We start from the raw sequence: 22,976 nt of genomic DNA, 5'->3' as shown, positions 1-22,976 counted from the left end.
AAGCTGGACGTGGTCAGCATTCCGACCAATCGCCCGGTCAACCGCCAGGACTCCCACGATCGCATCTATAAAACCGTCGAAGACAAGTACAACGCGATCGTCGAGGAAATCCACGACATCCACTCCATGGGACGCCCCAACGATCCGTTCCTCCTCGAACCGATCCTCAGAAATCTGCTCCCCATTCTCCAGCGACAGGGTCAGTCAACCGAATTCATCACCAAGGCCCTCGCCGAGTGGACCGACGATAAGAACGGCGGAACCGGCAAGTACATGGCCGAGGCCTATGACGACGCGATGGGCGACCTCGCGCGAGGCCGTCCGGTCCTTGTCGGAACCATCTCCATCGAAAACTCCGAAAAGATCTCCAACGCCCTCACCCGCAAGTACGGCATCGAGCACGAAGTCCTCAACGCCAAGCAGCACGCCCGCGAAGCTGAGATCGTCAAGAAGGCGGGCGAGCGCCACCCGCGCGGCGGCGGAAGCAAGAAAGGCAAGGACGAAGAGCTCGTCGGTAACGTGACCATCGCCACCAACATGGCCGGCCGCGGCACCGACATCAAGCTCCAGCAATTGGTCGTCTACCCCAAGTGCGTCGGCGACCTCGGCGCCCCGCCCGGAGCCGACGCGCGCCAGTTCGTCTGGAATGAGTCCGGCGTCATCGGGACCAAGTGCTGCATCAACTGCCCCGACTACGATCCAAGGACGAATTGCGCCCACTGCTGGAAGCCCAAGGTCGACCCCCGTTTCCCGGACCTGGGTCGCAAGGTTTGTCCGCTCAATGTCCCCTGCGGCCTGCACATCATCGGCACCGAAAGGCACGAGTCTCGCCGCATCGACAATCAGCTTCGCGGCCGTTCGGGTCGCCAGGGTGATCCCGGTTCCAGTCGATTCTTCCTCTCGCTCGGTGACGACCTGCTCCGCATGTTCATGGGCGAATGGACCCTCAAGATGCTCGAACGCATGGGCTTCGAGGAAGGCATGGCCATTGAAGCCAAGAGCATCAACAAGGGCATCGAGCGAGCCCAGAAGAAGGTGGAAGAGAAAAACTTCGGCTCGCGCAAGCACCTGCTCGAATACGACGAGGTCATGGACCATCAGCGCCAGGTGTTCTACTCGCAACGTCAGGAGATTCTCGGCGCCAGCCGGCCGGGGCAGTCGAAGATCCTCGTCGATCGCATCTGGCGCATGCTCGACGCGACGCTCGACACCGCGGCCGCGAAGTTCCTCGCCAAGGACTACAACGCCAGGTGCATCGTCGATTGGGTCCGCGCCACGCTGGAGTGCACGATCGATCCGAGGATCATCGACATTCACGACGCCGTCGGTACCGAGCGGAACATCATGGCCGACGCCCGCGACGAGGCCCGGAATCAGATCTCCATTTCCGTCGGCGAATACATGGACCCCGACATGGACCCGGCGCAGTGGGACATCCGCGGCCTGGCTCGCTGGGGCGAAACGCGCTTCGGCGCCGCCATCTCGCAGAACAACCTGCGGCAGATGTCGCCCGAAGAGATTCAGGCCGCCTTCCTCGAGGCCGGCGAGAAAAAGATCGAGGCCACCGACTTCGCCCCCATCGAGCGCTTCTACGACGAAAACCTCGGCAAGAAGTCGCTGCTCGAATGGGCCCGACAGAAGTTTGGCGTCGAGATCGCCTTGGATACAGTCGCCGACCTCGACAACGACGCAACGGTCGCCCGGCTCCGCGAGGCCATCCGCAGCGCCTACAAAGAGCGCGAGGTGCGCTATCCCGTCGAATGGGTCCTGGAGCGCACCATCCTTCGCGAAGGAGGCGACTCCGCCTACGCCCTCGATGCGCTCGCGCAATGGGTGAATCTTAAGTTCGGCCTCGGCTGGACCGTCGACAACATCACCGGCCGGACCGCGCAGGATGTCGCCGAGGAACTCTTCCAGCTCAATCGCGACTTCGCCACCAACGGCCGGCTCAAGGCGGAGATTGACGCCGCCCCGACCGACAAGGCGCAGCTCGAAGCATGGGGCCGCCAGCGCTTCGGCCCGGCCTTCGACGAAATTGCCTTTGCCTCAGCCGCCGATCCGCGAGAGGCCCTGGAGACCTTCGGTCGCGACCTCATCCGTCGCGAGCTGACCATGCTGGAGCGGTTCGTCCTGCTGCAGATTTACGATCAGGCGTGGAAGGAGCACATGCACGCGGTCGACCTCTTGAAGGAGTCCATCGGCCTGCGCGGTTACGCCGAGCAGGACCCGAAAATCGCCTACAAGCGCGAAGGTTTCCAGATGTTCCAGGAGATGCGCGACGGCATCGACGAGCGCGTCACCGGCATCATCTTCAAGGCCCGGCTCTCCGACGAAGGCGCCGCCCGCAGCAGGTACAACATTGGCGCCGTCCGGCACGCCGACGCGACCAATCTGGGCTTCACCGGTCAGGCCGATCGCGACCGAGCCGCCGCCATGCAGGCCCAGAATGTCGAGCAGAAGGTCGAGACCATCCGCCGCGACGAGCCGCGCGTCGGCCGCAACGACCCCTGCCCCTGCGGCAGCGGCAAGAAGTTCAAGCAGTGCCACGGCAAGGGCAAGTGAGGCTGAGGCAGTAGCTTTTTTTGTGCCGCCGTTTGCCCCATCGCAAAAGTGACGGCCACGTGACGAATTTGCACGACCACGCCCGCGACGCCGCGATGGGGTACTCGTTCGGTTTGGTGTGGCGCCGGCTAATCGCCGGTGTCTTTTGGAGTTAAATGGTTCCAGCACCCGCGACGGGTCTTCCTGACGGCAGTCGGCCGTGCTAAGATGAATTCGCATCACGACAACGTGAAGCCCCGGGGCGTAGCTCAGTCTGGTTAGAGCGCCTGGTTTGGGACCAGGAGGTCGCTAGTTCGAATCTAGTCGCCCCGATTGCCGCGCAGCGGCAATAGAGCAGGTGAGAAGTGGAGCAGTAGAACAGGAGAGGGGAAAAATCTCCCCAACCCTAATAAGGGCGTCCGGGCCAAGTCGACTCGTCACCTGCGGTCTCCTGTTCACCAGCTCTCCTGCTCAATCGCCGCGTAGCGGCAATAGAGCAGGAGAAGGGAGAAAGGAGAAAGTAGAGCAGGCAAGTAGCGGTCGCGATTGGAGTGACCGCCGCCCAGGCGTTGCCGACTCCTGCGGTCTCCCCTCTACTCTCTCCTCTCATGGCCTTCGCATTCGAGAAACTCATCGTCGATCAGAAATCGGTCACCTTCGCCGACCACGTCTCGATGAGGCCTTTCTTGGTCCGCGTCGCACCCACAGGCGCGTCTTGAATCCAGTTTGTCCCGACTCGCATGTCAAGGGTATAATGTGCGTCTGCTCCTGGACCGCGCCGGGGCCATCGTCGAGCGGTACGCCTACGACTCCTACGGCCGGCCGAGGATCCGCGAGTCCTGCGGGCGTGGTGACATGAACGACGACACCAAGTTAAGTTCGACCGACACGACGCGCTTCACGGCGGCGAAGAACGCCACCATCTGGGACCCGCGCGCAGACATGGACGACGACGGCGACGTCGATTCAAACGATCAAACCCTCTACGACAACAAGTACTCCGACTGGAGCGGTGCAGGCCCGCCGGTCGACCCGCGGCAGGCCTTCAGCGACCAGGGCAATCCCTTTATGTTCCAGGGCATCCCTCACTTCGCCCTCGACACCGAAAGCTCCGCCACCGAAGGCAAGCTTATGCTCAACCACCACCGGGCGCGGTTCGCGGATCCGGTCACGGGAAGATGGACGACGAGAGATCCTGCTGGATATTTAAGTAATTGGAAGGAACCGAGTTTTGCAACCAGAGCTGGTCATTCGCAGTTGGGGTTGAAGCATGACAAGCAACTAGCTAGCTTGCTTGAGTTTCAGGCGGTATCAATGCGCCGCCGTCCAATGGATTTATTTGACTACTTAACCCGAATATTTCATCAGGTCGGCGTTGAATAGGAATAGAAAAAGCCTCGAAGCCCTGTAGACTGGGGTTTCGTAAGAACATTCCGGTCCATAGGCAGGGAGGCTTTTTCGTGACAGACTGTAACAGCAAACCGATGTTCTTTTCCAGTCTCGGCCGCAAGAAAATCGTGGCCGATTTCACAGGCGGAACGCTCACCTCAGACGCCGGGGGTCTGCTGCTTCGGGAGGTCGAGCGGCGTCTGGGCCTGGTCGATCAACTGGCCGGGGTCATCAACGACCCGCGTGATCCGGCCCGGATTCAACATGACCAGCGGGTCATGCTGGCCCAGCGCATCTTTGCCATTGCGATGGGCTACGAAGATCTCAACGACCATCAAGCCCTGCGGAGCGATCCCGTGCTGGCGGTCCTGACCGGGCGGCCGCCGAGCGCGGATGAGCCGCTGGCCAGCAGTCCGACCTTGTGCCGGCTGGAGAACCGCGTCACGCGCGGCGACCTGGCACGAATGTCGCGTGTGCTGGTGGAGCAGTTCATCGCGTCCTATGAATCGCCGCCGGAGGAATTGATCCTCGACTTCGACGCGACCGACGATCCGATCCACGGCAACCAGGAAGGCCGCTTCTTCCACGGCTATTACGACCACCACTGCTTCCTACCGCTGTATGTGTTCTGCGGCTCGCGGCTGCTGGTCTCCTACCTGCGGCCCAGCAACATCGACGGGGCCCATCACGCCTGGCCCATCCTGAAGCTGCTGGTGCAGCAGCTTTGCGACAGGCGTGGCCGGGGTGCGGATCATCGTCCGCGGGGATTCCGGCTTCTGCCGCCGGCGAATGATGAAATGGTGCGACCGGCACGGCGTCAAGTACGTGCTGGGCCTGGCCCGCAACACCGTCCTGGAGAAAGCGGCCGAGTCCTTCATGCAGGCGGCCGAGGCCCAGTTCGCCACCACGCAGCAGAAGGTGCGGAACTTCCACGAGATCGAGTACGCGGCGCAGACCTGGGATCGCCCCGCGCGCGTGATCGTCAAGGCCGAGCGGCTGGTTCAGGGGCCCAACGTTCGATTCGTGGTGACCAACCTGACCGACCGCACGCCGAACGATATCTACGACGGTCTGTACACGGCCCGCGGCGACATGGAGAACCGCATCAAGGAGCAGCAGCTCGGGCTCTTCGCCGATCGCACCAGTTGCCACGCCTTCCTGGCCAATCAGTTCCGGCTGCTGTTGTCCTCGGCGGCCTACGTCCTGGTGGAAACGCTGCGCCGCACGGCCCTGGCCGGCACCGAACTGGCCGAGGCCCAGGTGAACACCATTCGCCTGAAACTCCTCAAGGTCGCCGCGCGGGTGGTCGTCTCCGTGCGCCGCGTCGTACTGCGACTGTCGAGCAGCTGCCCCCTGCAGGACCTGTGGCGATCCCTGGTTCCACGACTCCGCCTGATCCCGCCCGCCCCATCATGACCCGAAAAACAACCTGATCACCGCTTGGGGGTAAGGGGGCTCTGCGCGCCCCAACCTCCACCTTCATCCCTCCGCTCACGCACAAAGCCGAAAAACTCCGTCCATCACCATTCGAAGATCACTGATGAAATATGCGGGTTAAGGGGGTCCCCATTATCGCTAGAGGATCCAACAGGACTGACAGCGACGTGTGACACTATTTGCCAAAGTGGGCCCCCTGGCGGCTGGCCTTCGGGAAGGTATGGGGCTTCTACCTGTTGTATCGAGACTACTCAAGGTTCGTACGGCACTGTGCCCTCAAGTTGTCATCCCATTAGTTGCTTTGCACCTGGAGTTAATACTAGCACGTGTCCGGGAGTAATGGTCAAATTTCGTTGATGACGCGGTAATCAGGCGGCGTTTCTCTCGGCCTTTTCTCCATTGACGAACTTCACACCGGCGATGACATCGGGAAGCAGCGTCGCGCCATTGAGCAGCCGCCAGTGGTTCGCGGCGGACTCGCACAGCTTGAACACCATTGCCAGACACGCGATCCGACTGCCGTTGCCTTTGGTCCGGCGGTGACGCAGCCGCACCGTGGCGAACGTACTTTCGATCGGATTCGTCGTCCGCAGGTGCCGCCAGTGCTCGGCCGGGAAGTCGTAGAACGTCAGCAGCACCTCGCGATCCTTCACCAGGCACTCGGCCGCGCGGGGTATTTGGCCGCGTAGTGGGCCACGAAGTGATCGAACGCCTGGTTCGCATTCTCCCGCGTCGGCGCCATCCAGATCTCGTGCAGCTTGGCCTCGCGCCGGTCTGCACCCGCTTGGGCATCTTGTCCAACACGTTGGCCGTCTTGTGCACCCAGCAGCGCGCGCCGGGTCGTCGAATAGACCTTCGGCAGCGCCGCCCAGAAGCCAGCTGCTCCGTCCGCCGTGGCCAGCTTCGGGTCGATCGTCATGCCCCGTTGTTGGCAGTCCAGCAGCAGCGAATACCACGACTGCTCGCTCTCGCGATGGCCGTCGACCACCGCGATCAGCTCCTTGCGGCCGTCCGCCCTCGCGCCCATCAGCACCAGAATGCACTGCCGGTCTTCCTCCAGGCGGATGTTGAAGTGAATCCCATCCGCCCAGAGGTACACGTAGTGCTTGCCTTCCAGGGAGCGGCGATTCCATGACTGGTACTCGTCCCGCCAACTCGTCATCAAACGCGTGATCGTCGTGGCGCTGAGCCCCGCCGCCTGGGGACCGACCGACCAGCGCCTGCAGGGCCTCGCTGAAGTCTCCGGTGCTGATGCCCTTGAGGTACAGCCAGGGATCAACTCCTCGATGGCCTTCGTCTTCCGCAGGTACGGCGGCAAAATCGACGAACAGAACCGCTCCACGGCCTGGCCATTTGCATCCAACGCTTCGCCGGCCTCGCCGCGGCCGACGATCCGACGGTCCCACACCCGCGGCTGCGTCACCTCCACCGGCCCGACGCCGGTGACGAGGGTCGGGTGGGATGATGGCCGTTCTTGACCACCTGCCGGCGGCCTTGCGGATCGCGCAGATCGGCGTGCCCTTCGATCCAGCCATCGACCTCCGCCTCGATCGCCTGGCCCAGGAGCCGTTGGGCCCCGTCCCGCAGAATCTCCGTCAAAACGTCTCGGCTGGGGACTGGAATCGTCTCGATCGACTCGTTACTCTCCTGCATCGGCGTACTCCTCTGCCCATCGTGGGCGGCTCGGAACCTCGAACAAGTCCCGAGAGTACGCCGCCTTTTTTTATCCCGCCACCATCAACGAAATTCGGTTATAGCTCATCTACAGGAGGCTCGTATCCACTGTCGGGATTTTTTTCTTCGGGTTAATTGCGGCGGCGTCAATTGCGTTGGCTGTGTTCAGTTACTCTCAAACTGTGAGGTTTGGGACGCCCATTTTGTGCTCAGGTTCACTTAATTTCCTTCAACTAACCTACGAACTAGCTCGACGGATTGAGTTCGGCGGCGAGATAATCGATGGCCAGTTGACTTTCCTGCTGTATTTCCGATCAAACTGGACACCGGATCCAGCAAGCGGTTGGATCATTAATGAGCTTTCGCCTGAAGTTCCTGGATCCAGCCGCCATTTGTCCCTGACGGGTCAAATCGACTTGCGGTTTGTACAGATCGACCTTCGGCAGATGAGCGGGGATCCTTGGACTGTGGCTCGCTTGCACTGTTCTATTATCTCGTTGCCCATGTGGCTTGTTTCTGTCGTCCTCAGTGCTCCGACATTCATCTTGATATACAAGAGACGGGCCCGGTCCATGCGACAACGCAATCCCGGCCCCTATTGCGAGAAGTGCGGTTATTCGCTCTTCGGGCTGTCATCCAATCGTTGTCCAGAATGCGGTACAACGATCCCGGAGGAGCAGAAGCAAGCGATCGCCAAGGCTGCATCGGCCCCGTAGAGATGACCAACTCCTGGGCGCCGATGCCGACGTCTACCTGCCGCGAGGGGTCAACGTCGTCCTTGCATCGGCTCAAAGATGCCAAACGGCGTTGGCGGGGTCAAAAACGCGGATTCCAGTCAAGAAAAGTTCAACTGGTGTCTTGTCGCCCCGATTGCCGCGTAGCGGCAATAGAGCAGGTGAGAAGTGGAACAGTAGAACAGGAGAGGGGAAAAATCTCCCCAACCCTAATAAGGGCGTCCGGGCCAAGTCGACGCGTCACCTGCGGTCTCCTGTTCACCTGCTCTCCTGCTCAATTCCCCTTGGATATCACACATGGCCTTCATGTTCGAGAAATTGGACGTGTACCAGAAGGCCGTGGACTTCGCGGACCAGGTTGCCGGTCTGACCGAGAAGTTCCCTCGCGGATACTACTTCCTTGTTGACCAACTAAATCGCGCCGCGTTGTCAATTGCAACCAACCTCGCAGAGGGCAACGGCCGTTTCACCAAGCCCGACCGTCGCAACTTCTTCACCATCGCTCGCGGCTCGGCGCAGGAATGCATACCGCTCGTCGAAATTGCCCGGCGGCGCGGACTCGTGGAGGAGGCAACTGCCCTGGCTCTCCGAGAGAGGCTTGAGACGATTGCCAAAATGCTCTTCGGCCTGATCAACGGACCGGACAAGCGTTCGGCGTAAAGAGCGTCCACGGCCCCAGGAACAATTGTCGTCATCCCGAGTCGGGATCGCCCTGTGGAACATGACTAACTGCGGAGGCGACAGGTCGCCTGCGCATGTTATTTGCGGATACAGGGCCCCTTCGTCGCGTTCGTTTCAGAGCGTATAGCCGCCCAGGTTGTGCGAGAGCGGTCGCGGATGAACGGCACACGCAAACAAGGCTCGCGAGCGTATTTCTCAGGTCTCTTTGCCGACCACAGAAGGGAATCGCCATGATCAGCAGATTTGATAATCGTCGGGGTCATGAAATCGAGATTGCACAAAGGCTGATTGAAAGATGGTATGTGGCCGGATGGGACAATGGTTGTCTTTGGATTCAAGCTCAAGGACATGCACTGTGTCTCCGGCAGTTCTGCACCATCCTGAAGCGGACTCAGCGACTATTCAAGAACGACTTATTCAGGGTCGTCGTCTTCCACTTCGATCGCGTGGAAGCCCACCCGGACGACTTGGAGATTGTCGTTCGAATGTTCCAGAATTTTGCAAAGGCCACCCAGACGAAGTGCCGCATTGTGCAATGCAAGAGTCGCCGGGAAAATCAAACCTTCAAGTTCAGCAGCCCGAGCCGTCAATCGTCGGTCACCAGGCCTTCAAAGCATCCGCCAGTCAAGCTGAACGGCATCTCCGTGGTCATCGAGTGATGCCGGCACCATCGCGATGGGCAGCCCTTTGCTGACGTTGCCGAAGCAACTCGCGACTGCCCACGCTGCGCCCTGTATGCTTGTGTTCCGGACGGCGTGACCGGATAATCCGCGAATTGGCAATAACTGGTCGCCCTGCCGCGGATTCATGACACAAGACAAGTCCTCACCAGCGACGGAAATCCTGATCGCGTCGGGTACCAGAGACCCGTCGCTCATCGCGGCACAGCTTCTGCCGCTGGTTTACGCCGAGCTTCGCAGCTTGGCAGCCAACTATCTGAGGCACGAAAGGAAGGGGCACACCCTCGATCCGACCGCCCTGGTGCACGAGGCGTTTATTCGTCTGGTAGATCAGGCCCGAGTAGATTGGCAGGGCAAGACTCACTTCTTCGCCGTTTCTGCCGAAGCGATGCGACGGATTCTGATCGACCACGCACGCGCCAGAAAGCGGGCCAAGCGCGGCGGGAAGGATTGGCGCCGCGTTGCCTTCGATCATGTCGTCTCCGAATTGGCGATTCTTGATACCGATATCGTCGATTTTCGCGATGCGCTCCAGACTCTTGCCAAGCTGGATGAGCGGCAGGCGAAGGTGGTCGAATTGCGATTGTTCGCGGGCCTCTCGATGGAGGAAATCTGTTCAGTCCTGGGGGTCTCCAAACGAACGGTTGAAGGCGACTGGACACATGCCAAGGCCTGGCTTCGTGCCCAATTGAGTTCCATGAATGAAAGAGGCGGCGGAACGACATCGTAGAGCCAAGGAAATTTTTCTCCAGGCTTGCGAGCTGCAAGTCGGTGAGAGATTGAAATGGGTGTCCGAGATTTGCCGCGGAGACGATCGTCTGCGCGGCGAGGTCGAGCGCCTTCTGGCGTTTCACATGCCGGTCATCCCGGGAAAGCAACCCAATGTTCCGATCGAAGAACTGCGGGAAGTCGGCGCCCGCGTTAATGTAAGGGTCCAATCCCAGAGACTCACGGAATTGCCCACGTTTGAAACCGGTGCAATGGTCGCCGGTCGTTTTAAGATTGTCTCCCTGCTCGGCGAGGGCGCGATGGGGCGCGTCTATCGGGCGGAAGACGTGCGGCTGCACCAGCCGGTGGCCTTGAAGTTTCTCCCGCGGCTGCATGTCATTGACCCGGCATGGCGGCAGCGCGTGGAACGAGAGGTGAATCTCTCTCGCGAGATCAGCCATCCGAATATCTGTCGCGTTCACGATCTCGGCGAGGAAAATGGCTCGGCGTTCATCTCCATGGAATTTGTTGACGGAGAGGATCTCGCCTCGCTCCTGCGACGAGTAGGCCGCCTGACGGGAGACAGGGCCATCGACATTGCACGTCAGGCGTGTGCCGGCCTGGCGGCAGCGCACATCCACGGCGTTCTCCATCGCGACCTGAAGCCGGCGAACATCATGATTGACGACGAGGGCCGCGTCCGAATTACCGATTTTGGGCTGGCGGCGATGATCGGACACGTCCAGTCCGGTGAAATCTGCGCGGGTACGCCTCGATACATGGCGCCGGAACAGATCGCCGGAATCTCCGTGACCGAGCGAAGTGACATCTATTCACTGGGCCTGGTGTTTTACGAAATGTTTACCGGCCAGCGCGCATTTGATGCCGCAAACGTCGTTGAGTACGCGCAGCTCCATCGGTCCGTCATGCCCGTAGCGCCCTCTTCCATCGTTCCCGAAATAGATCCGAAAGTCGAAGCCGTTATCATGGCCTGCCTGCGCAAGGACCCCGCTGAGCGGCCAGCCTCCGCGCTGGTTGTCGCGGCGGCGCTACCCGGAGGCGACATATTGGCGGCAGCGCTCGCCGCCGGGCAGATTCCCACTCGAGAGATGCTGGCGGAGTCAGCCGCAACCGGCCCCACCGATCGCCCGTCGATTTTGAAAGTCGCGGTGGCCACGGTCGCGCTTTTGGTCAGTGCGGTGCTGCTCGGATTGGAGAATTCTCCTTTGAGCTCATATGGCGGCACGAAGTCTCCCGATGCGCTGACAGAACGCTGCGAGCAGCTCATTGTCCAATCGGGCCGCGGTTCGATTCGTGGCATTTCAGAAAGAAGGATTTATCTCGCATCCGATGACAAAATAGTGGGCTCGGTGCAGTCTATCCTGGGCGCGCGAGTCGGCCTGGCTGCGCAAGACTCCGATCAAATGCTGTTTTACTACCGCAGGGACGAGGAGGGATTGCGCACGCTCGTCAGCGCCCCGCTTGCCTTTATCATGCTCGGCGCAAGCTCGGCCAGGTTTGAATCGCAGACGGGCGGTGTGTCCACGGTCATTCTGGACGGGCAGGGCAGGCCGCTTCTCATGCAATCCAAGGCGGCGCTCGGTGAGGCCCCGCCGACGGATACGCCGCCGCTCACACTTGAGGGGTTGTGCGCGCTGGGAGGATTTGATCCAAAATCGTTGGTTTCGGTACCGTCGATCCTCAGGGCGGACTATGCCGGGGGAGTTCACAAGGCCTTTAGCGCGCGGCGAGCCTGTGGCGAATCCAGCGTCGTCGCCAGAATCGAGATTGACGGCACGCGAGACAGGGTCTCATCGTTTGCGATTCTGAAAGAACCCGAAAAGCAAGGCGAGGTCGCGCCGATATCCATCGCGGAGTCACGATACACATTTGTGCGTACCACGCGGAATCTCGTTCTACTGATCCTGCTTGCAGTCGGTATTCCGGGAGCATGGAAGGGGGCGCGCGATCGCGGAGACTTCGTTGGCGCAGCGAAGCTCGGTCTCTTTGTGCTGATCATGAGGTTCGTGGGTAGCCAGCTTTCGATGCCTGAGGTAAGCACTTTCGACGAGTTGATCGATTCCTTGGCGTCGGGCGCAATCAGTGCGCTTTGCGAAGGGCTCATCGTCTCCGTCTTCTACCTGGCAATCGAGTCTCAAGTGCGGAGACTCTGGCCAAGGACGCTTGGCTGCTGGAGTCGGGTCCTGTTGGGCAAGATCCGCGATCCCTTCGTCGGCCGCGATGTTCTGATCGGCTGCCTCTTTGGATGCTTCTGGGCCGCGATGATCTATCTCGAACAGCGACTGCCTGGCTGGATGGGTTGGAACGCCGAATCGTCCGGCCGATTTCCCGCCAGAACGTTCATCCACTTGTTTGGAAGCCGTTTCGCGTTGGCCGGCATCTTGAGCGCGATTCGAGACAGTATCTACCAGAGCCTCGTTGTCTTGTTCCTGCTCGTGCTTGCAACCCGCATCGCAGGCCCATACCGCCGCGCCGCGCTTGTCGTGACCTGGCTGATCTGTTCGGCAATGTATTCCCTCGCAGGATCGAACCCGTTTACGGCGTGGCTTTTGATCTCCGTCGGATGCGTTTCAACCGCTCTTTATCTTGTTGTTCGATGGGGGCTCCTCAGCCTGATCATCGCCCTCTTCGTCCTTTGCTTGCTGACCAACTTTCCGCTGACCGCGCAGCTTGGCGCCTGGTACGCTGGATACGGATTCCTTGCGATCCTCTGCGTACTGAGCCTGTGCGCCTGGAGCGTCCTCGAATCACTTCGGCCTCCCCGCATGGACCGACAGCCCACCCTTCAGGTCTAGCCTCGTCTATCGGTTCCGATAAACAGCCGCCGCCTCCGCCAGGAATTCCTGAAATTCTCTTGCGGATCAGATGAGTCCCCGTCGCGTTTACTTCCGGCCCCGGTGAATCTGGATGCCGCGAAATGATGCAAACCAAGGTCGGGATTGGTTCCCGGCGTCGCGGAAGACGGGCTGAGCCGGCGGAATTCAAGGAGTTTGTTTATGAAGTTTTCACGTGTGAAGAAGTGGCTGATGGCAACTGGTGGATTCGTGGCGTTTCAGGCCGCGGGTTGTAATTTTCTGGAGCAGATTCAGGACTTCCTGCCCAATTTCCCGACGCCCGGCGTCTAATTGCAACTCCACCGAAACTTGGGCCACCCAATCGCCCGGCTGACTCACCGAACAGCCTACTGAGAAGATGGTGGGAGCGGTGTGGGCGACACGCTTAAAGGAACTCTCCCCTTTGTCGCCCCCCCTAAGGAGGTGGAGGCGTCCCGTGGTCAACTCGACAATGGGCGTCTCTCCCTCCCTTTTTCTTGACACCCATGGTCCTCATGGAAGTTCACAACACGTGGTTCGGACGTGACGCGTGATGAAACATTCAAAATAAACTCGGAGTCAATCATGCACCCACCGCAACCAGTCCACCTCGCCGGCACCGGAAGCTTCCTGCCGGGCAGCCCAGTAACCAATGATCGCCTGGAAGACGTTCTCGGCCGACTGGATGGCGCGCCGCCGAAGGTGCGATCTTTCGTCGAGGCCATGGGTCCTCGGATGCTGGAACGCAGCGGCATTAACGCGCGTCATTTCGCCGTCGATCCGGAGACCGGAAAGCTGACGCACACCTTCGCAAGCATGGCCGAGGTTGCGTGCCGAAATGCGCTCGCGATGGCCGACATCAGACCGCAGGAAGTCGATTTGATCGTCATGTCCTGTCCCTCCTATGACCAAAGCACACCGCCAACCAGTGCATTGCTGCAGGAGCGATTGGGCATCGATGCATGTGCTGAGATGGAAATACACTCCAACTGCTCCGGAACCGGCAAAGGCGTACAGATCGCCTTTGACGCGATCGCCAGAGGGCGCTACAAGACGGCGCTCGTCTGCTACGCTCAACTTTCCTCGGTCTACCTGCGGAGCTGCTATTTCAACCAATCGCAAGTCAACAAAGTGAATGCCGCGCTCCGCTGGATACTCGCCGACGGGGCCGGGGCCGTTGTACTCACGTCCGACGAAAATAGACGAGGGGCGCCGCTGTTGATCGATACCTTCGTTGAGTCGGTCGGCGGCAGTCGCCCGCCCGGCATGACAGCCGGCGGCGCGGCAGCGGATTTGATCGAAACCACCTGTCAGATTCCTGAGCTCTACGCTGCCGGCAAACATCATTTGTGGCAGGATTTCAACGCCGTCAGTCATTCGGCCGCACCCCTGCTGCTAGGCGGACTCGAGAGGTTCACGAAAAAGCTCGGGATAGCGCCACACAAAGTCGACCACTATGTCGTTTCTATCCCTTCTCGAAAGCTCTATGAAGAGCATATTCCCGCGTTTTTGGATCGTCTCGGGATCAGCAAGGACCAGATTCAGTTTCGATGTTCCCGAGTCGGCTATGTCGGCGGCGCAGCGACACTCGTTCATCTGGACCAGATGGTGCGCACCGGCGAGATTCTGCCCGGCCAGCTCGTCATCGTGCACGCAGTCGAGTCGAGCAAGTGGATGACGGCAGGATTCGCCTTGCAGTCGTAGGGCGATCGGATAGCCGGGGCGCCTGGCTGCGGAATCCATCGTCGTCGGAGTTCACCTGGTTCGATCTACCTAGATCAAGATGCCGTAGCCATGATGAAACGGATTGATACCTGGCTTCGCACGGACACGCTGCGTGCCTCGCTTACTGAAATCAGGCAGTTTCTCGATACCTGGTACTTTTCTCTCTCCGAGGCCGGGCATCTCTACGTCAGGCCGCTTCAGTCCTCGGTCTCCCGCCGCGACGTTCGAGCCTTCTTGAAACGGCTGGATGTGCTTGGAAAGGGATTGCTTCCCAAGTCCATCGCTTTCGACTTCACGGCGATCGAGATGTCGCCGCGCCGATGGCATCAGATCAACGAGGTTCTTCTGTGGTATGCAAACCAGATCCAATGCTCGACGCTCGTCGTTTCCAATCAACCAAGTCATAAGAGCGTCGCACTGATCGTCCGTGCGTAGACCGGGCGGATCAATGCACGAGAAATCTTCCGGCCGGCGAGACCTTGCGGGTCATCAGCGCCGACATCGGTTAGTACTGCTTGCAAGCCCACTTGTGGCTTCTAACTCAGTGAATGGTGGATGACCCTCCCTGAACCATTGTACAAATCTCGATTTCGAATCCTATCGCGACATTCAAACCGGCATGCTATTGAAGCATGCGTAAGAGCGTGGGCCGGTCGCGAACGAGCGATCGTTCACACTCATTTGGCCGTCATTGATAAAGGATATCCATCGTGAATCTCCCAGAAATCCTCGAACATGTTTTCCAGCGGGCGCCCATGCTCCTTGCCCGGCGGCCGGTTGTCGCGCAATAGGAGAATCAGATCGGAGCTGACCGCCGGATTGGAGTGAAAATAGTCGTGTCCGATTAAATTGTTGGTCGTGCATGCCTGAATCAATTGCAACTTTATGGCGTGGGAGAGGCTCTTCCTTTCTTGTGGAGTAAGGTCTGAGGCGCGAAGGTCGCCCAGGCGACGACGGCTGCCGAACAACCAATCGGCCGCACCGATCGCGCGATCGGTGACTGACGAATACACCGTCATATTCTGTGGCATTAATGGGAGCCGTTCCGCGGAGATGCGTTGCCGGACCACCTGCAGATCAAGGTCTGCGGCGGCCAGCACGACGTTTCCGAGCTTCAATTGCTCCCCTCCGGATTTCCCCGCCGCCTTACACTCGATATTGAGTTCGCGAAGCGCGGTCATGGCAACGTCCGTCCCTCTGCTGTGAGCGATGATATGAATCTTCTCGATGCTGGGACACGAAGCCAGGCCGCGCAGGAACTGCTTCATATGAAAGACAGTGAACTCTCCGGATTCACGATCGTAGGCATAGCTGCCGCCCGCCGGCCAGGTGTAGATGATCGGCACGCCCTTGCGGCCCAGAAAGTGCCATAGCCCTGTCATGACGAAAGCGGCGTCTTCAAACGAATTGGCGAATCCATGAACGAGAACAAATGCCTCCTTTTTGTCGGGCGAGAAGGCAATACGCTTCGAAATCCAATCGCAAAAGGCGTCGCGCGTCGCCGCCACATCCTGCATCGCCGTTGGGTCATCCCGCAGAACGCCGTCGATTCGCACGAGCGGAACGGGCGTATCCGGTAAGCGCCCAATCTCGCGGATGTCCACGCACGAAAGGGTCAGGTCACGTTTTCGCGAAGACGTTCGACTGTCGCTGACCAGGTCGGGCCATGAAACATTCTTACCGATCGAAACGGTGCAGAAACCGTAGCCAATTGAGTTCGACCGCTCGACTCCGTAGGAGAGCCGGCCATCGCCCGCCTTGACCGGATTTCGGTCAGTGACGTACAGCAACTCCACCTTGTTGCTGCGAAACGGTTCCGGGACGTCATCCAGGCAGTCCTTGGTCGAGCCGACGTAGATGTTGGGTGTCGGCATCAGCTTCGGTCCGCAGCCGCCGACGAACAGGATCGTCATAGCGCCCACAATTCGGCGCGACCTGTCCCGATTCTTACAGGGGATCGATCGCTCGGCCCGAAGGTGACATCTGACTCCTGTCGTCGCGTTGCGCCTTGTTTTTGTCGTCATAAATGAATCCTCGTTGCTCGTTGGTTACTCGGGCAAATCCGTTCTCGGCGGCGGCATGGGCAGATTGCTCCGAATGAGTCTCGAAAACTCAGGCCCTTGACCGGCTGTATGGGCGACTCCATTGATTTTACTGCGCGCCTTTAACTCATCGAAAGGCAAGCTCGTATCCAACCCGCCCGTGTCGTAAGCGTATTGGGCCGAATACCCGCTAAGCAGCACGTCAATGCTCGCCGGCGGATAAGGCGGAGCGCAGCGAAAGTGCGCGAGGATACTCGTTGTGCAGTTCTCTGTCAGCGCGTTGTAGAATCGCGGCCGCGTGGCTAACGAGTCGATGGTCCGAATGTAGTCCAGAAAGACCGCCCGCAGCTTTTTGAGGGGCGTTCGAAGGCGGAAGAGATAAACTTCTTCTCCGCGAAAGTTGGTGCGAACGCGGATGATGTCTCGTTCGTCGGCAACGACGTAGATCAACTCGTACTGACGAAAAAATCCTTGTATCGCCGAGTAGTCCTCCGATTTTTCCTTGCGCGTTTCGATTGATACGGCCAGGTACTGATCGTCCTCAAATCCGAAGCTGACAAAGGCATGTGCGATCGCTGGGCCCGCCCAATAGGAGAGTATGTAATCGATGCTGCGCAGCTTCGTAATATCAAACGTCTTGTCGTAATATCTCGGGGTGAAGTCCGCATCGGTGCGATAATCGAAGTGACGGATGTTCTGGAAATGCGCGAGGTCGCCTTTCACCGTGACAGTTGGCAATACGGCAACGTCGGTCGCCCAGTCCAATTCCGGCGACGGCCTGAACGAAAAGTACCATGCCACCACGCCCGCGAACAGGCATGCAAAAAGCGCGAAGCGCAAACGGCGAAGGCGAGTCAAAAGAAATACACCCACCGAAGCTGCCACAATCAATATGGCCCGCATGGTGCGCGGCGGCGCGCCGTGCAGGTCCGTGTAATAAACCGCGAGCCCCATCCAACCCGTCAGCCCGCCAAGAACAAGACACGCCGCCGCGACCCCAATGATCCGCGCGACTTTTCTGAGTCGCCGGGGACGTGGCGAGGGCTCGACGGTCTGCAATTCGTGGAGTTCAGACTCAGACATGCCGCGACTTGCTCCAGGGATCGGCGCGCCGAACTGCAATCGCACCCAAAAGCCTCGATGCCCTGACAATCAAATACTGATCAATCGCGCTCGTCGGCTTCGAGAATCGCTTCGAAAACACATTAACGACCCGCGCGCCAGTTGGGATGCATGTATTGCGGGCCATCCTGTAAAACCAGAGGAGCGATGTGATCGCGGACAAATTGCGGATGGGTCGTGTCGGTGTGTCCGCCGAAATCTGCGTCCCGCTCAAACTCAGTACGCCATGCGATATTTGTAACCCTAGAGTAAAGTCGCCGAGTCGTCATCGATGCCCCGTCTGGCACGACGAAGCCATCAAGACCGGCCGACGGTACATCGCCGGCTTCTCGATCGGCCGTGCCGGCCATGGGAACGGCGAAGTTCAGGACGGCATCGTTCTCGGATGTGAATACATACAATCTGCCGGAGACTCGCTGCAAGGCCCGAGTGAGGTCGTAGTCGTTGCCAATCGATGCGCCGAGAAGCACGACGGTGTCGACCTGGCAGTCGACCGGGAGCGCCTCAAGCGCGAAGACCGCGACGGCAGTCCCCGCGGAAAGCCCCATCAACGTGATCGGAGCGTCGGGAAACTTCGCTTTGGCGTCGCGAATCATTACAGCCACTTCACCGGCCTTCTGTCGTTTGTAAGCATCACTCGCTACCTGGTCGGCGAAGACGCCCATGCCGGTTTCCCAATGTGGCTCGACGAAATCTCCGTTGAAGCCGGCGCTGGCAAGTCCGGACCTGACGCCGCGGCCCCAGTTGCTGATGACGCCGCCGCCTCCGGCGCCGTCGAGATAGTAGACATCGCCATGTGATGACGGGGCGTTGTCTTGCGTTCCTCCGAAGTTCTGGCTGCATCCGACGATCATCATCATCGCGAGCAGACAGACAACTTGGAATCGTCCGGAGAGGCCATTCACACGATATAGTATTTTCATATTCATTGTTTCCTCAAAGTCGAATGGTTCTCACGGGATGACCCACAAGGCCATCTCGAATCTCAATCAGTTTTCGGCAGGGCTTCGGTCAGGTTTTCCGATCGCTCAACTGGGCTGTCATAGTACTCGGTTCAATCTGCCGGGGGCAATTCAAGAGCCAGCATTGATACGTCATCGCCGAACTGCGTGCGGCCGCACCAGCGGCTGAACTCGTCGATGCAGGAAGTCAGATCGTCGCTCAGTGAACCTGTCTGATGATTCCGAAGCATCTTAATCAGTCCGTCGATATTTAACATTTCGTCTCGATCATTCGTTGCCTCGGTGATGCCGTCGGAATAAAACCAGAGGCGATCACCGGGCTCAAGTTGAATGGTCTCGTCTTCATACTCCGCGGCAGCGACAATTCCAATCGGAAAACTACCACCGGACAACAATCGGGGGTCCTCTCCCCGCCGCATCAGCACTGGTTCGGGATGCCCCGCGTTGATATAATGGAACATCTTTTTCTTCGTATCGAGAACGGCGAACGACATCGTGAAATAATGGCCGGAGTTGCTCTCCATGGGGAATTGCCGATTCAGGTGTCCGGCGACTCTTTGCGGCGAAGCTACAACGAGTGCGTCTCCCGCTTCCTCCTTCGTGACAAGGATTGAGGCCGTGGGATCTCGCGTGGTCAGAACTCTGCTCAAGGTGACTGACAAGAGCGCCGCGGGAACACCATGACCGCTCACGTCAATGAGGTACAAAGCGACATGGTCCTCGTCGAGGGGCAGCACATTCAGGATGTCTCCTCCCAGTTCGTCGCAAGGCTTGTAGTACCATGCAAAATTAGCCTTGAGCGATTCGGGAAGCTTCTTGGGAAGTAGATCGTGCTGCGCCCTGGCGGCGGCTTCCAGATCCCGCTTCATTCGCTCGTTGGCATTGGAAAGCTCCTCGTTACGAGATGCCAGGGTGCGCTCCAGCCGAATGATCCGCTCGCCGGCGCTCAGGCGAACGCGCAGCTCATTCTTGTCGAATGGCTTGGCCAGAAAGTCATCTGCGCCTGCCTCCATGCCCGACACAAGATCGGTTTTTTCAGAACGGCCGGTAAGCATGATGAGGTAAGCGTAGGAAACACGATCGCTGCCGCGAATGCGTTTGATCAGTTCCTGCCCATCGAGGCGGGGCATATCCCAATCCGTCACGACGATTTCGAATTCTCCCTGCTGAAACTGATCCCACGCCGCGACGCCATCCTCGACAGCGACCACTTCGTGGCCCCACGACTCAAGCTGCCGCTGGAGGTTTCGCCTCGTGATCCGCTCGTCTTCGGCAATCAGTACTTTCATGGCTTGTTGGCCTTCAGAAATGCTTTGAGCGCCTCATTCAGTTGTTCCGCGGCGAGCTGGAGCGCCTGCACGGCGGCATCGACGTCGTCGAGCCGATTTTCTCGCCCCATGGCCTCAACAATGCGGGCGGCCTCCTGGGCCTGAGCGGCGCAGAAGTTACCCATCATGCTTTTGAGTGCGTGCGCCGGTCCGACAAGGGCCGCGGCATCCCGCGCCAAGGCGGCGCGTTGAACCTCGGCGAGCAAAGCAGGTCCATCTTCGTCGAGCATGCCAACCGTCTCTTCCAGAAACTCGATGTCTCCATCCACGGTGTCCAGAAGGGACTGCTGATCGAATATCTCACTCACGGTTGTTCCTCCTTCCCTTGCCGAACACGGACCGCTATCGTCCAAGGATCCGATCGATCTCAGCAAACATGGATTCGCGCTTGACGGGCTTGGAAACGTATCCATCCATCCCTGCTTCCAGGCATCGCTCGCGGTCGCCCTTCATGGCATTAGCGGTCATCGCAATGATCGGCGTTCGAGCGGTCGCACCACGGCTCTTTTCAAGATCGCGAATCGCGGCGGTTGCGCTGAACCCGTCCATTTCCGGCATCTGAATATCCATCAGAACGACGTCGAAGTTTTCTTTCTGCCAGATATCGACAGCTTCGCGGCCGTTGTTGGCCACGATGACCGAGTGCCCGGCTTTCTGAATCACGCGAACGGCGAATTTCTGGTTCACTGCGTTATCTTCAGCCAGCAATATGCGAAGCGAACCTGTGGTTTCGGCGGATTGGGCCGATGGCGCCGGCGATGCACGCTCCTCGGTCGCCGCATTTCCCGCGACGGCAGTCACGATTGCGTTGAGCAGCATGGACTGTTTGACCGGCTTCAGCAGATGCGCCGCAATACCGATTTCCCTGCACCGGGCTGCATCACCCGAACGTGAACCACTGGTCAGCAGAATGAACGGCAAGTCCTTGTGTTGGGGCGCCGACCGCGTGCGCTCGAAGAGGTCGAATCCATCCATTCCCGGCATGTGCATGTCCGAGAGAATCAATCGAAAGCGAGCGCCCGCATGGGCGGCGCGATCCATCGCGGCCAAAGCGCCTTCGCCTCCGTCCACGCAATGCGGCTTCATGCGCCAGTTCTTGAGCATCTCCTCAAGGATGCGCCGATTGGTCGTGTTATCGTCTACCACCAGCACCGGCAAACCGTCGACTAATTCGCGACGCTGCTTCACGTCCGAAGTCGGCGAGGGCGTCCCCAGCCCAAACACGGCCGTGAACTGAAATGTCGATCCTGCGCCAAGCTCGCTTTCGGCCCAGATCCGCCCGCCCATGATCTCGACGAGTTGTACGGAAATAGCCAGGCCGAGACCGGTGCCTCCGTACTTCCTCGTCGTGGATACATCCGCCTGCTCGAAGGGCTTGAAAATGGCATCCACTTTGTCGGCGGGGATTCCGATACCGGTGTCTTTGATCGAGAAGTGCAGCGTGATCTCTTTCTCGGTGCGCTCCACGGTTTCGACACCTACGACGATCTCGCCCTTTTCGGTGAACTTGATGGCGTTACCCACCAGATTCACGATGATCTGTCTCAAGCGGTACACATCCCCGACCAGCGCGTCGTGGACATCGGAATCGACGTGATACGCGAGCTCGACGCCCTTGCTGTGGGCGCGCATCGCCAATGTGTTGAGCATGTCCGCCAGCGCGTCGCGCAGCTCAAAATCGATCGGATCTAATTCGAGACGTCCCGCCTCGATCTTGGAAAAGTCCAGGATGTCGTTGATCAGTGACAGCAGAGCGTCGGCCGAGGATTTGACCGTACTAAGGTACTCGCGCTGTTCCCGCGTGAGTTCCGTGTCAAGCGCCAGCTCCGTCATGCCGATGATGCCGTTCATGGGCGTGCGAATTTCGTGGCTCATGTTCGCCAGGAAGTCGCCCTTGGCTTGGCTCGCGGCGTCGGCAGCCTGCTTTGCTTCAGCCAGCGCCGCTTCGCGTGTCGCTCGTTCGTGAATATCCCGCTCGATAGCGCTGGTCATGTGGTTGAAGGCAAGGGCAAGGTCACCCAGTTCGTCCGGAGAAGCGTGCTCGACTTGCTTGCCGTATTGACCCGCCTCCACCTGCTCTGCGACCGCAACCATTTTTCGAACCGGAATCACGACGCGCCGATACATCACGAAGAATGCACTTAAGGCGAACACCATCGCCAGGGCCGCAAGGCCGAGCGTCAATCTCGAATAGAGCCGCCCTTGCTCCCTGAGCGCTTGCACTTCAACGGCGGTGCGAGCATCCAACATGGACATGAATTCGCCAATGGGCTCCATGATCCGGGCCTTGGCCTTGTGATACTCGGCTCCGTACATGATCTTCCGGGCCATCTCAAGGTCCGGCTCTCCGACCACTGTGAATTTTCCCGTGCCGTCATCGAATCGGCCGTGCACCGCGTTCATTGCCCGCTCTTCGAGTCGCGCCAGTGAGTCGGAACGGTCCCTGGACTCCTCGAGCTTTGCCAATTCGTTATCTGAAAGACCCACTGTCAGCAACAGTTCATGCAGTGACACGGGCGGGCCGTCGGAGGCCGGTTTCTCCCCGGTCACAATGGTCATGTCCCAGTAGACGCCTCCGTAATTCTCCGGGCGCGGTTTTGTTCCGTTACGAATGGCTAAAACGTCGTAAAAGAAACGTTCATACACGGGGTCGGCAGTCACGACGAAGGATCTGGCGAACCGCGTGAGATCGTCGGAACCTTGACGCAACAGGTCCGCAAGCTTGTAGGAATCCAATCGGTGGATCTCGCTTGCTGCCACATGCTCCTGGTTCTTAGTCGAAACGTAAGAGAAGTAGACCACGCCGGCGAGCAGGATCGTAAACACGCAGAACATCAACAAAAACATGGAACGTACGGACATCTGACGCAGCCTTTGATTTTCCGGCGCCGCACCATCGCGACTTGCCGCATCTCCAGGCCGAACTGTCGGCGTTCTCAGGACGATACGATGGACGGACGCTGAAACCGGTTGCGCCCCGATGATACAGCAGTTTCCTGCGGCCTCAGTTTATTGTTGCGCCCTGGAAAGAGCAATGATGCGCACACACGCAACCATGTGCTGTCCTTCGCCTCCTCCCTGCAAACCGGAATTGAATGGGCGCGACCAGCCGAAGACAA

General features: G+C 59.3%; 14 protein-coding genes, 1 tRNA gene and 4 pseudogenes. 12 read left to right on the top strand and 7 right to left on the bottom strand.

Annotation, left to right across the window (positions count from 1 at the left end; translation table 11 throughout):
• Positions 1-312: 312 nt before the first annotated feature.
• The 6 genes and pseudogenes from HS101_00590 (at position 313) to HS101_00565 (ending at position 5,346) form a co-directional block, all read left to right on the top strand.
• Positions 313-561: pseudogene (locus tag HS101_00590) on the top strand (hypothetical protein).
• A pseudogene (locus HS101_00585) lies at positions 538-1,227 on the top strand (hypothetical protein). The pseudogenes HS101_00590 and HS101_00585 overlap by 24 nt, the downstream one beginning before the upstream one ends.
• Positions 1,228-2,259: 1,032 nt before the next feature.
• On the top strand, positions 2,260-2,562 hold the full coding sequence (locus HS101_00580) for an SEC-C domain-containing protein (protein ID MBE7504765.1): 303 nt from the start codon (positions 2,260-2,262) through the stop codon (positions 2,560-2,562).
• A gap of 237 nt (positions 2,563-2,799) precedes the next feature.
• A tRNA-Pro gene (locus tag HS101_00575) sits at positions 2,800-2,874 on the top strand.
• Positions 2,875-3,396: 522 nt separating this feature from the next.
• Entirely contained in the window at positions 3,397-3,924 is a 528-nt protein-coding gene (locus HS101_00570) for a hypothetical protein (GenBank protein MBE7504764.1), read from the top strand.
• A 101-nt stretch (positions 3,925-4,025) separates the two neighbouring features.
• Positions 4,026-5,346: pseudogene (locus tag HS101_00565) on the top strand (IS1380 family transposase).
• A 389-nt stretch (positions 5,347-5,735) separates the two neighbouring features.
• Here the strand turns inward: HS101_00565 and HS101_00560 are convergent.
• A pseudogene (locus HS101_00560) lies at positions 5,736-7,020 on the bottom strand (IS256 family transposase).
• A 1,052-nt stretch (positions 7,021-8,072) separates the two neighbouring features.
• Here HS101_00560 and HS101_00555 point away from each other — a divergent pair.
• From HS101_00555 to HS101_00530, 6 genes are all read left to right on the top strand, one after another.
• On the top strand, positions 8,073-8,435 hold the full coding sequence (locus tag HS101_00555) for a four helix bundle protein (GenBank protein ID MBE7504763.1): 363 nt from the start codon (positions 8,073-8,075) through the stop codon (positions 8,433-8,435).
• Positions 8,436-8,686: 251 nt separating this feature from the next.
• Complete coding sequence (locus tag HS101_00550) at positions 8,687-9,115, top strand: hypothetical protein (protein ID MBE7504762.1); 429 nt, start codon at positions 8,687-8,689, stop codon at positions 9,113-9,115.
• A 148-nt stretch (positions 9,116-9,263) separates the two neighbouring features.
• Complete coding sequence (locus tag HS101_00545) at positions 9,264-9,866, top strand: sigma-70 family RNA polymerase sigma factor (protein MBE7504761.1); 603 nt, start codon at positions 9,264-9,266, stop codon at positions 9,864-9,866.
• A gap of 58 nt (positions 9,867-9,924) precedes the next feature.
• Complete coding sequence (locus tag HS101_00540; protein ID MBE7504760.1) at positions 9,925-12,660, top strand: serine/threonine protein kinase; 2,736 nt, start codon at positions 9,925-9,927, stop codon at positions 12,658-12,660.
• 603 nt (positions 12,661-13,263) lie between these two features.
• Positions 13,264-14,382, top strand: a complete 1,119-nt coding sequence (locus HS101_00535; protein ID MBE7504759.1) for a 3-oxoacyl-ACP synthase III family protein — start codon at positions 13,264-13,266, stop codon at positions 14,380-14,382.
• A 90-nt stretch (positions 14,383-14,472) separates the two neighbouring features.
• On the top strand, positions 14,473-14,838 hold the full coding sequence (locus HS101_00530) for a hypothetical protein (protein ID MBE7504758.1): 366 nt from the start codon (positions 14,473-14,475) through the stop codon (positions 14,836-14,838).
• 242 nt (positions 14,839-15,080) lie between these two features.
• On the opposite strand, the gene HS101_00525 is transcribed toward HS101_00530, so the two are convergent.
• The 6 genes from HS101_00525 to HS101_00500 form a co-directional block, all read right to left on the bottom strand.
• Positions 15,081-16,316: an alpha/beta hydrolase gene (locus tag HS101_00525; GenBank protein MBE7504757.1), complete on the bottom strand. Its 1,236-nt coding sequence runs from the start codon at positions 16,314-16,316 to the stop codon at positions 15,081-15,083.
• A gap of 135 nt (positions 16,317-16,451) precedes the next feature.
• Complete coding sequence (locus HS101_00520) at positions 16,452-17,528, bottom strand: DUF4105 domain-containing protein (protein ID MBE7504756.1); 1,077 nt, start codon at positions 17,526-17,528, stop codon at positions 16,452-16,454.
• Between the two features lie 122 nt (positions 17,529-17,650).
• Positions 17,651-18,490: a hypothetical protein gene (locus tag HS101_00515; protein MBE7504755.1), complete on the bottom strand. Its 840-nt coding sequence runs from the start codon at positions 18,488-18,490 to the stop codon at positions 17,651-17,653.
• Between the two features lie 131 nt (positions 18,491-18,621).
• Positions 18,622-19,818, bottom strand: coding sequence for a SpoIIE family protein phosphatase (locus HS101_00510; GenBank protein MBE7504754.1), 1,197 nt, complete (start codon positions 19,816-19,818; stop codon positions 18,622-18,624).
• Positions 19,815-20,165 (bottom strand): Hpt domain-containing protein, encoded by a 351-nt coding sequence (locus HS101_00505; protein ID MBE7504753.1) that lies wholly within the window; start codon positions 20,163-20,165, stop codon positions 19,815-19,817. The genes HS101_00510 and HS101_00505 overlap by 4 nt, the downstream gene beginning before the upstream one ends.
• A 34-nt stretch (positions 20,166-20,199) precedes the next feature.
• Positions 20,200-22,719, bottom strand: a complete 2,520-nt coding sequence (locus HS101_00500; protein ID MBE7504752.1) for a response regulator — start codon at positions 22,717-22,719, stop codon at positions 20,200-20,202.
• Positions 22,720-22,976: the final 257 nt, after the last annotated feature.

The sequence above is a fragment of the Planctomycetia bacterium genome (genome assembly GCA_015075745.1).
Taxonomy (GTDB): Bacteria; Planctomycetota; Phycisphaerae; order UBA1845; family UTPLA1; genus UTPLA1.
The sequence above is the reverse complement of the archived record's forward strand: the minus strand, read 5'-3'. Positions and strand labels throughout refer to the sequence as shown.

Coding starts and splice junctions, on each gene's coding strand:
- HS101_00580 (MBE7504765.1), top strand. CDS start 2,260: ATGTTCCAGGAGATGCGCGACGGCATCGACGAGCGCGTCACCGGCATC.
- HS101_00570 (MBE7504764.1), top strand. CDS start 3,397: ATGAACGACGACACCAAGTTAAGTTCGACCGACACGACGCGCTTCACG.
- HS101_00555 (MBE7504763.1), top strand. CDS start 8,073: ATGGCCTTCATGTTCGAGAAATTGGACGTGTACCAGAAGGCCGTGGAC.
- HS101_00550 (MBE7504762.1), top strand. CDS start 8,687: ATGATCAGCAGATTTGATAATCGTCGGGGTCATGAAATCGAGATTGCA.
- HS101_00545 (MBE7504761.1), top strand. CDS start 9,264: ATGACACAAGACAAGTCCTCACCAGCGACGGAAATCCTGATCGCGTCG.
- HS101_00535 (MBE7504759.1), top strand. CDS start 13,264: ATGCACCCACCGCAACCAGTCCACCTCGCCGGCACCGGAAGCTTCCTG.
- HS101_00530 (MBE7504758.1), top strand. CDS start 14,473: ATGATGAAACGGATTGATACCTGGCTTCGCACGGACACGCTGCGTGCC.
- HS101_00525 (MBE7504757.1), bottom strand. CDS start 16,316: ATGACGATCCTGTTCGTCGGCGGCTGCGGACCGAAGCTGATGCCGACA.
- HS101_00520 (MBE7504756.1), bottom strand. CDS start 17,528: ATGTCTGAGTCTGAACTCCACGAATTGCAGACCGTCGAGCCCTCGCCA.
- HS101_00515 (MBE7504755.1), bottom strand. CDS start 18,490: ATGAAAATACTATATCGTGTGAATGGCCTCTCCGGACGATTCCAAGTT.
- HS101_00510 (MBE7504754.1), bottom strand. CDS start 19,818: ATGAAAGTACTGATTGCCGAAGACGAGCGGATCACGAGGCGAAACCTC.
- HS101_00500 (MBE7504752.1), bottom strand. CDS start 22,719: ATGTCCGTACGTTCCATGTTTTTGTTGATGTTCTGCGTGTTTACGATC.